Genomic DNA, 13,216 nt, shown 5'->3' with positions numbered 1-13,216 from the left:
TATGACGAACAAGACTGTTGAAGACCTGATTGCCCGTTCCAACCGCCTGGGCGCGGACAAGCGGAACACGAACTTTGCCGGCGGCAACACGTCCGCGAAGGGCTTTGAGAAGGACCCGGTCACCGGCGAGGACGTCCAGCTCCTCTGGGTGAAGGGCTCCGGCGGGGACCTTGGCACGCTGAAGGCGCAGAACCTGGCGGTCCTCCGCCTGGACCGGCTGCAGGCGCTGAAGAACGTCTACCCGGGCGTGGAGCGCGAGGACGAGATGGTCGCCGCGTTCGATTACTGCCTGCATGGCAAGGGCGGCGCGGCCCCCTCGATCGACACGGCCATGCACGGTCTCGTGGACGCGGCGCACGTGGACCACCTGCACCCCGATTCGGGCATCGCGGTCGCCACCGCTGCCGACGGGGAGGCGCTGACCGCCAAGATCTTCGGCGACAAGGTGGTCTGGGTGCCCTGGCGCCGCCCCGGTTTCCAGCTGGGCCTGGACATCGCCGCGATCAAGGACGCCAACCCGCAGGCCATCGGCACCATCCTGGGCGGGCACGGCATCACCGCCTGGGGCGCCACCAGCGAGGAAGCCGAAGCCAACTCGCTTTGGATCATCGAACAGGCCGAGCAGTACATCGCCGCCAACGGCAAGGCCGAACCCTTCGGCCCGGCCCTGCCCGGCTACGCCTCGCTCCCTGAGGCTGAACGCAAGGCGAAGGCCGCCGCGCTGGCACCGGTGATCCGCGGCCTGGCGTCGGCGGACAAGCCGCAGGTGGGCCACTTCAGCGACGACCCCGCCGTGCTGGAATTCCTCGAGGCCGCCGAACACCCCCGCCTGGGCGCGCTGGGCACCTCCTGCCCGGACCACTTCCTGCGCACCAAGGTCAAGCCGCTCATCCTGGACCTGCCCGCGGACGCCTCCATCGAGGACTCCGTGGCCCGGCTGAAGGAACTCCACGCCGACTACCGCAAGGACTACCAGGACTACTACGACCGCCACGCTGATGCGGACAGCCCGGCCCTGCGCGGTGCCGACCCGGCCATCGTCCTGGTTCCCGGCGTCGGCATGTTCTCCTACGGTGCCAACAAGCAGACTGCCCGCGTGGCCGGGGAGTTCTACCTGAACGCGATCAACGTGATGCGCGGCGCCGAGGCGATCTCCACGTACGCCCCGATCGATGAGGCCGAGAAGTTCCGGATCGAGTACTGGGCACTGGAGGAAGCCAAGCTGGCCCGGATGCCCAAGCCCAAGTCCCACGCCACCCGCATCGCGCTGGTGACCGGCGCGGCCTCCGGCATCGGCAAGGCCATCGCCACCCGCCTCGCCGCGGAGGGCGCCTGCGTGGTCATCGCGGACCTGAACCTGGAAAACGCCCAGGCCGTGGCGGCTGAACTCGGCGGCCCGGACGTCGCCGTCGGCGTCCAGGCGGACGTCACCAACGAGGCCCAGGTGGCCGCCGCCATCGACGAGGCCGTGCTGGCCTTCGGCGGCGTGGACCTGGTGGTCAACAACGCCGGCCTGTCCATCTCCAAGCCGCTGCTGGAAACCACCGAGAAGGACTGGGACCTGCAGCACAACGTCATGGCCAAGGGCTCCTTCCTGGTGGCCAAGGCCGCCGCGAAGGTCATGATTGAGCAGGGCCTGGGCGGGGACATCATCTACATCTCCTCCAAGAACTCCGTGTTCGCCGGCCCGAACAACATCGCCTACTCCGCCACCAAGGCCGACCAGGCCCACCAGGTCCGCCTGCTCGCCGCGGAACTGGGCGAGTACGGCATCCGCGTCAACGGCATCAACCCCGACGGCGTGGTCCGCGGCTCCGGGATCTTCGCCGGCGGCTGGGGCGCCAAGCGCGCCGCCGTCTACGGCGTGGACGAGGAGAAGCTGGGTGAGTACTACGCCCAGCGCACCCTGCTCAAGCGTGAGGTCCTGCCGGAGCACGTCGCCAACGCCGCGGCCGTGCTCACCAGCAACGAACTCTCGCACACCACCGGCCTGCACATCCCCGTGGACGCCGGCGTCGCGGCAGCGTTCCTCCGGTGAGTAAGGCGGCAGTTACCGGTGTCGACGGCGGCGTGTTCGCCGCCGTCGACATCGGCGCCTCCTCGGGGCGCGTCATTCTGGGACGGATCAGCACCGACGGCGGTCCCGCGCGGGCCACGCTCGACGTCGTGCACCGTTTCCCCAACGCCGTGGTGCAGTCCGACGGCGGCCTCCGCTGGGACTTCGACGCCCTCTTCGCCGAGGTGCTCACCGGCCTCGCCGCCGCCGGCAAAGCGGCAGCCGAGCGGGGGGACACGATCACCAGCATCGGCATTGACACCTGGGCGGTGGACTACGGCCTGGTCACCAAGGGCGGCGAGCTCACCGCGCAGCCGTACAGCTACCGGGACGAACGCAGCCGTGCCGCCGTCGCCGGGGTGCACGGGAAGCTGGATCCGGCACGGCTCTACGGCACCACGGGGCTGCAGTTCCTGCAGTTCAACACGCTCTACCAGCTCGCCACCGAACCGGATCTGGACGGGCTGCAGGCCCTGCTGATCCCGGACCTCATCGCGTTCATGCTCACCGGGCAGCGCCGCACCGAGGCCACCAACGCCTCCACGACCGGGCTCTTCGACGCCGTCGCGGGGGAGTGGGCCAGCGAGCTGTTCGGACCCCTGGGCCTGCCCAAGGACCTGTTCCCGCCGCTGATCCAGCCCGGCGAAACCCTGGGAACCCTGCTGCCCGGCATCGCCGAGCGGACCGGGCTGCCCCAGGACACCAAGGTGGTGGCCGTCGGCTCGCACGACACGGCGTCCGCCGTCGCCGCCGTTCCCGCGGAGCAGGAGAATTTCGCCTACATTTCCTCCGGGACCTGGTCCCTCGTGGGGCTGGAACTGCACCACCCCGTGCTCACCGAGGCCAGCCGCGCGGCGAACTTCACTAACGAGCGCGGAGTGGACGGCACCACCCGGTACCTGCGTAACGTCGGCGGCCTCTGGCTGCTCAGCGAATGCCAGCGCACCTGGGCTGACGAAGGCTACCGGCCCGCGATCGGCGAGCTCCTCGACGCGGCCGCGGCGCTCCCGCCCGGCGGGCCGAGGATCAACCCCGACGATCCTGCCTTCATCGCCCCGGACAATATGCCCGACCGGATCCGCGCAGCAGCCCGCAATACCGGCGCCGTCCTTCCGGCCGAGCCGGCAGCGGTCGTCCGCTGCATCCTGGACAGCCTCGCCGCCGGGTACGCGCGCACCATCGCTGACGCCGAACGCCTCGCCGGTGTTGCCGTGGGCGTGGTGCACATCGTCGGCGGCGGCTCGCAGAACGGGCTGCTCTGCCAGCTTACGGCAGAGGCCACCGGCAAACCCGTCATCGCAGGCCCGGTCGAGGCAACGGCCCTCGGCAACGTGCTGGTCCAGGCCCGAGCCGCAGGTGTGGCCACCGGCGGCCTGCCGGAACTTCGCAGGATCGTCGGTGCGGGAACGAGCCTGCGCCGGTACGAGCCCCTCGGCCTCATCTCCAACGCGGCCAGGAACTAAACACCCTGCGGAATTCTTGAAACGTATCAAAACTGGGCTTGCCTAATGCGGCTGCCCGGCGCCAACGGCGTCGCCAGAGAAAGATTCAGAATGACCAACACCCCACAGATCGGCGGCTGGAAAGCCACTGTCGCTGTGTCCATGTCCAACTACATCGAAGCCGGATCCATCATCGCCCTGGCGACGAGCCTGACGCTGTGGCAGGAGTATTTCGGCTTCAGCAACCTGGTCGTCGGGCTGGTCGCCGCCCTCAGCGCCAACGCCTTCGGTGCCGCCGTCGGCGCGATGATCGGCGGGCCACTGGGCGACCGCTACGGCCGCAAATTCATCTACACCTACGACCTCATCCTGTACATGATCGGCACAGCCCTGGTGATTTTTGCCGTGGCCCCCTGGATGCTCATAGTTGGCGTGATCCTCACCGGGATCGCAGTGGGAGCAGGCGTGCCGGTCGCGTGGACCTACATCGCGGAAGAGGCGCCCTCTGCACAGCGGGCGCGGCACGTGGGCACCGCCCAGTTTGCGTGGTCGCTCGCACCGGCACTGGTCTTCCTCCTGGCCACCGTCGTGGTTCCGCTGGGGCTGCTGGGCAGCCGTCTGGTCTTCGCCCACCTGTTCGTCATTGCCTTCATCACCTGGTGGATCCGCCGCCGGCTTTCCGAGTCCCACACCTGGAAGAAGTCGAACGAAGCGAGGCTGCTGGAGGAGGCGTCCGGCGTCAAGCGCCGCAACTACCGCGAGTTGCTGACCAACGCCACCAACCTGAAGGCCCTCCTTTTCCTCGTGGGCGTCTACGCCCTCTGGAACCTGGTTGCCGGGCAGATGGGCATCTTCATGCCGCGGGTCTACGAGTCGTCCGGGGTTGAATCGTCCGCTGAACAGAACCTGCTGCAGGTGCTGCTGTGGACGCTTACCGTCCTGGCGACCTACTTCGGCTTCATGAAGTACGGCGACCGCATTGACCGCCGCCTGCTGTACGGAATCGGCGCCGTGCTGGGCCTTGCCGCCTGGGTCCTGCTGGTCTTCGTCCACGTCACAATGCCGGTATTGATCCTCTTCGCGGCGCTCTGGGGCATTTCGGCCGGCATCGGTGCGCAGGCCTTTTACGCCCTGTGGGCAGCCGAGATGTTCGCGACCCGCTACAGGGCGAGTGCTCAGGGTGTGCTCTTTTTCGTTGCCCGCATCGTGGTCGGCCTGCTGAGCTACTGGTTCCCGACGCTGCTGGCCGAGCACGGGGTGCCCTTTGTTGGAGCCATCATGATTGGGGCTTTGGTGGCCGCCATGCTCATCGGGGTTATTTGGGCACCTGACACCCAGGGCAAGAGCCTGGAGCAGATCGAGCAGGAACGCTACGGCGAGCCTGCGAAGCAACCGGTGGAGCAAACCACGGCATAATTCGGCCCGGACCAGCGCGAACGTACACTTGAGGCCCTTGGGAAACGCTTCCTCGGGGCCACAAGTGTACGTTCGCGCTCCGGCCGATATGCGGAGCCGCGAAGTCCGAATGTGACGGGCGCCGATTTGGCGATCCATCAGCGCGGGCTTATGGTCATTTCCATGACTAACCGTTGGTATGCGTATTTTTCGTTGGCTCTGGAGGGGCCCGCGTCTAACTGACACGCATCCAACTTTCCTTCAGAGCCAACAGGGCAGAGATCATTCTCTGCCCTTCGCCATTTCTACGGCGGGTTCTGATCAGGGGCCCGCTCCCACCCGGAACAGGATCCCCGAAAATGAGCGCAACAGCCACCGAAACCCAGCAGCCGGCCTCGAAACGCCAGTCGACGTCGAACCTGAGGGTCAGCGAGATCACCGCCCTGCCCACGCCGCAGGAGATGATCGCGGAACTGCCGCTGGACGCGAAGGCGGCCGACGTCGTCGCACGCGGCCGCGACGAAGTCCGGGCCATCATGGACGGCGTGGACGACCGCCTGCTGGTGATCGTCGGTCCGTGCTCCATCCACGACCCCAAGGCCGGCCTGGAATACGCCCGCCGGCTGGTCAGCCAGGCCGAGAAGCACAAGGAAGACCTGCTGATCGTCATGCGGACCTACTTCGAGAAGCCGCGCACCACCGTGGGCTGGAAGGGCCTCATCAACGATCCGCACCTCGACGGCAGCCATGACATTGCGACGGGACTTCGGGCCGCCCGCCGGTTCCTGCAGCAGGTCACGTCCCTGGGCCTGCCCACGGCCACGGAGTTCCTTGAACCCATCAGCCCGCAGTACATGGCAGACCTCGTCTCCTGGGGAGCCATCGGCGCGCGGACCACGGAAAGCCAGATCCACCGCCAGCTCGCCTCCGGCCTCTCCATGCCCATCGGCTTCAAGAACGGAACCGACGGCGACCTCCAGGTGGCGGTCGATGCCTGCAGCGCCGCTGCCGCAGCCCAGGCCTTCCTCGGCATCGACGGCGACGGCCGCGCCGCGCTGGTGTCCACCGCGGGCAACCCCGACACCCACGTGATCCTCCGCGGCGGCCGGAAGGGCCCCAACTACTCCGCCGCCGACGTCGAGGCGGCCTCCGCCAAGCTCGCCGCCAAGAACCTCAACCCGCGTCTCATCGTGGACGCAAGCCACGCCAACAGCGGCAAGAGCCACCACCGCCAGGCTGAGGTGGCGCTCGAGATCGGTGCCCAGCTCGAGGACGCGGGAACGGCCGCAGGAGCGGTCGCCGGCGTCATGCTGGAGAGCTTCCTGGTGGGCGGCGCGCAGAACCTCGACGTGGCCGAACACGCCGCCGGACACTCGGATCTGGTCTACGGCCAAAGCGTGACAGATGCCTGCATGGAGTGGGATGTGACGGCGTCCGTCCTCGAACAGTTGGCGGCATCGTCGCGGAAACGGCGGGCTTTCACAATGGCCACGTGAGCATCTAGAGTAACTAGAACACGGTTGTTCGATGGCTCAGCATCGGCGCACACCGCAGAAAGACCGGCGTCGTTGCTGAGAGCAAAGGAATATGGGTAATGTCCGCAGAGTCGAACTTCTCGAACGCCAAGTTCTTGACCGTGGCCGAGGTGGCTGAGGTTATGCGTGTCTCCAAAATGACCGTGTACCGCCTTGTCCATTCGGGGGAGATGCCAGCCGTCAGGTTCGGCCGCTCCTACCGCGTCCCGGAGACCGCCGTCGAACAGTACCTCAAGGGTGCTGTCGTGGACGGTCACACGGGAACCGCGTAACGGAGCCCCGCTGACCGCACCAATCCCGTGGTTGCTGCAGCCGCCTTGGGGGCCGCTGCATGCCGCGGGGCGGTGCTGGTCAGGGGATGCTCCAGATAAGCGGTACCCTGTTAAAGAACGTGTTACGTCATTGTAAGAATCTGTCAGTTGTTCAGTCTGTTGCTCAGTCCACGGACCTTCTCCATCAGACAGGTACTGCATCTAGTTTGTAAGGAACTTTCGTGGGTTCAGTTATTAAGAAGCGTCGCAAGCGTATGGCCAAGAAGAAGCACCGCAAGTTGCTTCGTAAGACCCGCCACCAGCGCCGCAATAAGAAGTAGAGCTCGCTCTACGCGTCAATGCCCGTCCCCTTTCGAGGGTGCGGGCATTTTGCGTTCCTGCGACACGCACACCGCCCTGCGACGCGCAAATGGTGTGGGGACACGCGAATTCGGGTGTCCTGTGACGGGAAGCGTGTCCGGGGGTGGAAGCGTCAGGCGCGGGGGCCGCGGAAGCGCGTGTAGCCCCGCCAGAGGCCGTAGACCGCTCCTCCTGCTGTGGCTGCCTTGAGGCCCAGGGTGGCTGCCCGGCGGCCGGCCCGGAAGTCGTAGACCGGCCAGTTGCGTTCGCGGGCGTGCTTGCGCAGGCGGGCGTCCGGGTTGATCGCGACGGGGTGGCCCACCATCGTCAACAGCGGGATGTCGTTGTAGGAGTCGCTGTAGGCCCAGCAGCGCTTCAGGTCCAGTCCGTGGTTGTCCGCGATGCCCTGGACCGCCACAGCCTTGGCGGCGCCGTGCAGGATGTCCCCGACGAGCCTGCCCGTGTAGAAGCCGTCCTTGGTCTCGCCCACGGTTCCGAGGGCGCCGGTGAGGCCCAGACGCGTGGAAATCACCGTGGCCACCTCGATCGGCGTCGCTGTGACCAGCCACACCTTCCGGCCCACGCGCAGGTGCTGCTCGGCCAGGGCCTTCGCGCCGGGCCAGATCCGGGAGGCGATCATCTCGTCATAGACCTCTTCGCCCAGCGCCTTGATGTCCTCCTCTGTGATGCCGGCGGCGAGCCTTAGCGCGGAATCCCGGACAGCGTGGACGTCGTTGAGGTTCTCGCCCCGGAGCACGAACTTGAGCTGCTTCCATGCCATGCCCGCCGCCTGTGCAAGCGTGAAGGCGCCGCGCTGGTGCATTTTCCTGGCGACGTGGAACAGGCTGGCGCCGCGCATGAGGGTGTTGTCGACGTCGAAGAAGGCTGCCTCGCCGTGTTGCTGCTTCGCAACCGGACGGTGGGCCACAGCGACGTACTTCTCCTCGGGCATGCCACTGAGTCTAGTCAATGCAGTACCGCGCACCTGACGGCCGTCGCGTCGCTCCGCGACAGGAACGGGGATACGGTTGAAGCATGGCAAACCCCGACGTCGTTCTCCTCACCAAACCTGACTGCCACCTGTGCGCCGCGGCGCGCGACGCCGTCGGGCGGGTGACAGCCGGGCTGGGACTTTCGTGGTCGGAGCGGCAGCTGGACGCCGACGACGAGCTGCGCGACCGCTACGCCGAGGAGATCCCGGTGGTGCTGGTGGACGGCATCCAGCGCGACTTCTGGAAGATCGACGAGGCGCGCCTGGAACGCGTCCTGCGCCGAGCCATGGCGGGGGATTAGCCAATTTCGAACAATGGCATTGGCTTTGTTGACATATCTGATGGGGATTTAGAGTGGACTCACAACGCGACGCAACGGAGCAGACAGTGACTTCGCTCGATTCACCACCCCAGGCCCTGCCCGGGCCTACCGGGGCTGCCGGAAAGCAGATCCCGCCGGCGGCCGTGGCCCGGCTGACGATCTACCTGCGCGCCCTGAACTCCCTGCTGGCCGAAGGCACCGAGCGGGTCTCGTCCGAATCCCTGGCTGAGCTTTCCGGCGTCAGCTCCTCAACCCTCCGCAAGGACCTGTCCCATGTGGGCTCCTATGGCACCCGCGGCGTGGGCTATGAGGTGCAGTACCTGAGCCGCCACATCGCCGCCGCACTCGGCCTGACGCATGACTGGAAAGTCGCGATTGTCGGCGCCGGCAACCTGGGCAAGGCGCTGGCCCGCTACGGCGGTTTCGAATCCAGGGGCTTTGACGTGGTTGCCATCTTCGACGCCGACCAGATGGTGGTGGGCAACGAAGTGGGCTGGCTGAGGGTCAGCGACGTTGCGGACCTGGAGGCGGTCCTGGAACGGACCGGCACCAACATGGTGGTGCTGGCACTGCCGGCCGCCGTGGCCCAGAGCATCTGCGACCGGGTGGTGACGGCCGGTGTCCGGAGCATCCTCAGCTTTGCGCCGGTGATGCTCCAGGTGCCCGACGGCGTGACGCTGAGGAAGGTGGACATGGCCACCGAGCTGCAGATCCTGGCGTACCACGCGCAACGGGCGCAGACCCCCGGCCAGCCGGAGTAGCTCCGGCCTTTCAGGAATCCGCGCCCGTTGGGGATGGCGGCTTGTTGCTCGCGATGCCTGGCGGCTTGCAAGCCGCCGGCAGCGGTCGCCTAACTAACGGCCGTACGGGCCGCCCGGCTGCGAGTACGGGTTGGCGAACGGCTGCGGCTTCTGGAAGTACGGCGCCGCGCCGGGCAGGTAAAGCATGATAATCGCGGCGATGCCGAGGACGCCCACCAGGGTGTTCAGGCCCAGCGGGAAGAGGCTGAACACGGAAAGCGCTGCAAAGACGGTGCCCAGGATGCGGGCCCAGTTCTTGCCCTTTCGGACGTTGAAGGCCACCAGCGCGTAGAGGCCGGCGCCGATCAGGGCAAAGACCACCATGGTTCCAATGATGAAGCCCTTGATGTCCTCGAACGCGATGTCCTGGCCGCTGCCGCGCAGCTGCTCCTCGAACGTGCTCCGCATGGCCGGGTCGTCCAGGGTGGGGATCGTGACCAGGAGGTTCAGGAGCGACAGCACGCCCGCAGCGATGATCAGCCAGAAGGAATAGTTCACGAGCTGCGGAACCCCGGCGCCGGTTGCTGCCTGGGCCTGTTCCGACGGGTACTGCCCATAGGGGGACTGGCCATAAGGGCTCTGGCCGCCGTAAGGGGACTGCCCAAACTGAGACTGTCCGTACTGGGGCGGGTTCTGCCCGTACTGCGACTGCCCGTACTGCGGTGCGCCGCCCTGTCCGGTCTGCCCGTACTGGGGCGGGTTCTGGCCGTATTGCGGGGCGTTCTGCCCGCCCTGCCCGTACTGGGGTGCGTTCTGTCCGTACTGCGGGGCGTTCTGCCCGAACTGCGGCGCGTTCTCGCCGTACTGGGGTGCAGCGGGCGGTGTTCCCTGGCCGTACTGCGGGCTGTTCTGCCCGAACTGGGGCGTGCCCTGCTCGTGCTGGGGCGCGTCCTGACCGTAGCGGGGCTGCCCGTCGCCTGGCTGACGACCGTTTTCCGGCTCATTGGAGCCGGGGTCATTGGAGTGCGGGACTGGAGGATTGCTCATGAGCGGTCCTTTGCATAGTGACGTCTGAATCGGCTACCGGTTCAGACGCCTGCCCTCCCCAGCATGGTTCACTTCCCACCGTACCCCTCAGCGGGTATGCGGTGGATCATTCCAGAGAGGTATTCCAAAAGGCGCCCCAACCTGCGGAAACGCTGTGCTGCAGGGCATTGTCTGGCCAGGATCGGTGTCCCCCGCAGGGCGCCATTCAGAGGCGGCCCCGTGCCGCAACGAACCAGGCCTGTGAGCTGGGCACCCACATCAGCGCCGTGGCCACCAGGCTGACCACAAAGCCCAGCCAGTTCCCGTCCTGGCCCGCGGGGAAACTCGAGCTGATGATGGCCAGCAGCAGCGACACCCCGGCCACGATGGTCAGGGCCAGCCGCGCCCACTCCTTGGCTTCCTTCAGCTTCAGGGCCAGGACAATCTCCGCCGCCGCCACAGCCAAGGCCACGAGGACGAGCAGGAACACGAGGACAGCCACGCCGGGAACGATCGCGAAGAGCACCAGGACGCCAAAGAGGCCGATCACACCGCCCAGCAGCCCCAGCAGGCCGCCGATCACCCAGATCCAGTAGGACACCTTGAGCTCTGTGGGCAGCCCGGTCACGTCGAAGAGGCCGGAGAAGCCCCCGCGCGGCATGATCTCGCTAAAGTTCCGTGGCCGGTCCGCAGGCAGTTCGAAGGCGAACCGGCCGCCGGCAGGCGGCTGCTGGCCCGGGAACTGTTGGTCCGGCGTCGGCTGGCCCGGCTGGTCTGGCGTCGGCTGGCCCGCCTGGCCCGTCTGACCTGCCTGGCCCGGCGTTGGACGTCCCGGTTCCTGGCCGGGGAACTGCGGTTCCGGCGTCGGACCATCCCTGCCGGATGGCGGCACTGCCCCGGGATCACGGGGCTCCGGTTCATCGCTGGGGGTGCTCATGGCACTCACTTTAAACCCGGGATTCTGCCAATTCCAGAAGGCCTGAACGCCAAGCGCCCCGCCCGCGGAGAGTCCGCGGACGGGGCGTGGGGGTTCCAGCAATCGTGCCTGCCGGACCTGCCGGAAACCTAGGCTGCAGGTGCGATGAAGGCCAGTTCAAGGTTGATGGCAACCTTGTCGCTGACGAGGACGCCGCCGGCTTCCAACACGGCGTTCCAGGTCAGGCCGAAGTCCTTGCGGCTGATGGTGGTCTCGGCGGAAACGCCGGCGCGGGTGTTGCCGAAGGGGTCCACTGCAACGCCGTTGAATTCGGTCTCCAGGGAGACGGGGCGGGTGACACCCTTGATGGTCAGGTCGCCCTGGAGTTCGTAGCTGTCACCGTTGGCAACAAGGCCATTGGAGACGAAGGAGATCTCCGGGAACTTTTCGACGTCGAAGAAGTCTTCGCCGCGGACGTGGCCGTCGCGGTTGGCATCGCCGGAGTCGAAGCTGGCGGTCTGGATGGTGGCCTCGACCTTGGTGGCCGTGACGTCGTCGGCGAGGTTCAGGGTGGCGGCGGCGTCCTTGAACTGGCCGCGGACCTTGCTGATGCCGGCGTGGCGGACGGTGAAGGCGATCTCGCTGTGGGAGTTGTCGAGGGTCCAGGTGCCGCGGGTGAGCTCGGTGGAAAGTGCCATGGTGGTGCTCCTTGTATCGGTGGTCAGGCGGGTGATCGTTGAACCTTTTGTTGAAGTCTCAACTAACTGCTGCATCCAGTATAAACATGCATTTGCATCTTTTATTCCATCGGCCGGGAACTTTCTGAAAAAACTTTGAGTTCTACTTGTTGTAGAAGATTTCGTCATTGCCCCTGCCCTTTGAGAAACTGGTAGACATGCCCCAAGCCACTGTCCATTTGCTCCGCCACGGCGAGGTCCACAACCCCGAAGGTGTCCTGTACGGCAGGCTGCCTGAATTCCACCTCTCCGAACTTGGCCGGCAGATGGCGCAGACGCTCGCCGAGCACTTCCGCGAACGTGCCTCCCAGGGCGCCAACATCGTGTACCTGGTGGCGTCGCCGCTCACCCGTGCCCAGGAAACCGCGCAGCCCACCTCGGAAGCGCTTGGGCTGGACATCCACACCGACAGCCGCATCATCGAGGCGGAAAACTACTTCGAAGGGCTGAAGGTCACCAAGGCCGAGCTGCGCAAACCCAAGCACTGGCCGCATCTGATCAACCCCTTCCGGCCGTCCTGGGGAGAGCCCTATAAGCTGCAGGCGGCCCGCGTCACCGAGGCCGTCCGGGAAGCCCGCGCCAAGGCCATCGAGCTGGGCGGCGACGGTGCCGAGGCGATCCTGGTCTGCCACCAGCTTCCGATCTGGGCCACCCGGCTCAGCGCCGAGGGCAAACCGCTGTGGCACGATCCGCGCAAGCGCGAATGCACCCTGACCTCCCTCACTTCCCTGGTTTTCGGCGACGACGGTGCCCTGCTGCGCGTGGAGTACAGCGAACCCGCCGCCGCCCTACTTCCCGGTGCCTCGAGCACCCCCGGAGCCTAGCTATGACTGAAACACCCAAGAGCTCCCGCCGCAGCGTCCTCGCCGCCGGCGGCCTGGCCCTCACGGCGATCACGCTGGGCCTGTCCGCCTGTGCCCAGGAGGACGCCCTGGCCAAGCAGGCCAAGGCCGGGGACAACAAGAACTATGTGGCCGGCGACGGCTCGGTGACCGAGTTCGCCGCAGCGGAGCGCAAGTCCGGCATCCAGATCCAGGGCACCCTGTTTGACGGCACCGCCGTGACACCCAAGGACTTCCTGGGCAAGGTCACCGTGCTGAACTTCTGGTTCGCCGCCTGTGCGCCCTGCCGGGTGGAGGCGCCGTCCCTCGAAGCACTGCACCAGGAGTTCAAGAGCAAGGGCGTGCAGTTCTTCGGTGTGAACCTGCGCGACGAGAAAGCCACAGCTGACGCCTTCGACAAGACTTTCGGCCTTACCTACCCGAGCTTCGACGACAAGGACGGCAGCGTGCTGCTGGCTGTTTCCGGTCTTGTGCCCCCGGGCGCCGTCCCCACGACGCTCGTGGTGGACAAGCAGGGCCGGGTGGCGTCGCGGGTGCTGGGGGAGATCGAGAAGGGCACGCTCAAAGCTCTCATCCAGTCTGCCGTGGCAGAGTAACCTCCC

14 protein-coding genes are annotated in these 13,216 nt (G+C 66.6%); 10 read left to right on the top strand and 4 right to left on the bottom strand.

What is annotated here, in order from left to right:
• Position 1 precedes the first annotated feature (1 nt).
• From ARGLB_RS00695 to ARGLB_RS22575, 6 genes are all read left to right on the top strand, one after another.
• A complete protein-coding gene (locus ARGLB_RS00695; protein ID WP_003797767.1) occupies positions 2–2,038 on the top strand; it encodes a bifunctional rhamnulose-1-phosphate aldolase/short-chain dehydrogenase in 2,037 nt (678 codons plus the stop codon).
• Positions 2,035–3,519 (top strand): rhamnulokinase, encoded by a 1,485-nt coding sequence (locus tag ARGLB_RS00690; protein WP_003797765.1) that lies wholly within the window; start codon positions 2,035–2,037, stop codon positions 3,517–3,519. The genes ARGLB_RS00695 and ARGLB_RS00690 overlap by 4 nt, the downstream gene beginning before the upstream one ends.
• A gap of 90 nt (positions 3,520–3,609) precedes the next feature.
• Positions 3,610–4,914, top strand: coding sequence for an MFS transporter (locus ARGLB_RS00685; protein WP_003797763.1), 1,305 nt, complete (start codon positions 3,610–3,612; stop codon positions 4,912–4,914).
• A gap of 338 nt (positions 4,915–5,252) precedes the next feature.
• Positions 5,253–6,389, top strand: a complete 1,137-nt coding sequence (locus ARGLB_RS00680) for a 3-deoxy-7-phosphoheptulonate synthase (RefSeq protein ID WP_003797760.1) — start codon at positions 5,253–5,255, stop codon at positions 6,387–6,389.
• Positions 6,390–6,487: 98 nt separating this feature from the next.
• A complete protein-coding gene (locus ARGLB_RS00675) occupies positions 6,488–6,700 on the top strand; it encodes a helix-turn-helix domain-containing protein (protein WP_003797758.1) in 213 nt (70 codons plus the stop codon).
• A 221-nt stretch (positions 6,701–6,921) separates the two neighbouring features.
• Complete coding sequence (locus tag ARGLB_RS22575; RefSeq protein ID WP_003792170.1) at positions 6,922–7,020, top strand: 30S ribosomal protein bS22; 99 nt, start codon at positions 6,922–6,924, stop codon at positions 7,018–7,020.
• Between the two features lie 152 nt (positions 7,021–7,172).
• Here ARGLB_RS22575 and ARGLB_RS00670 read toward each other — a convergent pair whose 3' ends face one another.
• The gene (locus ARGLB_RS00670; RefSeq protein ID WP_043417565.1) at positions 7,173–7,991 is read right to left on the bottom strand and encodes an HAD family hydrolase; all 819 of its coding nucleotides are present in this window, start codon (positions 7,989–7,991) and stop codon (positions 7,173–7,175) included.
• 83 nt (positions 7,992–8,074) lie between these two features.
• Between ARGLB_RS00670 and ARGLB_RS00665 the strand changes: the two genes are divergently transcribed.
• The gene (locus tag ARGLB_RS00665; RefSeq protein ID WP_003797753.1) at positions 8,075–8,332 is read left to right on the top strand and encodes a glutaredoxin family protein; all 258 of its coding nucleotides are present in this window, start codon (positions 8,075–8,077) and stop codon (positions 8,330–8,332) included.
• A gap of 86 nt (positions 8,333–8,418) precedes the next feature.
• Entirely contained in the window at positions 8,419–9,114 is a 696-nt protein-coding gene (locus ARGLB_RS00660) for a redox-sensing transcriptional repressor Rex (RefSeq protein WP_043417564.1), read from the top strand.
• 93 nt (positions 9,115–9,207) lie between these two features.
• Here the strand turns inward: ARGLB_RS00660 and ARGLB_RS00655 are convergent, their stop codons facing one another.
• The 3 genes from ARGLB_RS00655 to ARGLB_RS00645 form a co-directional block, all read right to left on the bottom strand.
• Positions 9,208–10,140, bottom strand: coding sequence for a hypothetical protein (locus tag ARGLB_RS00655; protein WP_003797750.1), 933 nt, complete (start codon positions 10,138–10,140; stop codon positions 9,208–9,210).
• 205 nt (positions 10,141–10,345) lie between these two features.
• Entirely contained in the window at positions 10,346–11,056 is a 711-nt protein-coding gene (locus ARGLB_RS23905; RefSeq protein ID WP_245531442.1) for a hypothetical protein, read from the bottom strand.
• 128 nt (positions 11,057–11,184) lie between these two features.
• The gene (locus ARGLB_RS00645; RefSeq protein ID WP_003797743.1) at positions 11,185–11,733 is read right to left on the bottom strand and encodes a YceI family protein; all 549 of its coding nucleotides are present in this window, start codon (positions 11,731–11,733) and stop codon (positions 11,185–11,187) included.
• A 197-nt stretch (positions 11,734–11,930) separates the two neighbouring features.
• On the opposite strand from ARGLB_RS00645, the gene ARGLB_RS00640 reads away from it, so the two are divergent.
• The gene (locus ARGLB_RS00640; RefSeq protein ID WP_043417561.1) at positions 11,931–12,596 is read left to right on the top strand and encodes a histidine phosphatase family protein; all 666 of its coding nucleotides are present in this window, start codon (positions 11,931–11,933) and stop codon (positions 12,594–12,596) included.
• 2 nt (positions 12,597–12,598) lie between these two features.
• On the top strand, positions 12,599–13,210 hold the full coding sequence (locus ARGLB_RS00635) for a TlpA family protein disulfide reductase (RefSeq protein ID WP_003797739.1): 612 nt from the start codon (positions 12,599–12,601) through the stop codon (positions 13,208–13,210).
• Positions 13,211–13,216: the final 6 nt, after the last annotated feature.

The organism is Arthrobacter globiformis NBRC 12137, from assembly GCF_000238915.1.
In the GTDB taxonomy this organism is placed as follows: domain Bacteria; phylum Actinomycetota; class Actinomycetes; order Actinomycetales; family Micrococcaceae; genus Arthrobacter; species Arthrobacter globiformis.
This window is presented reverse-complemented; position numbering and strand designations above follow the sequence as displayed.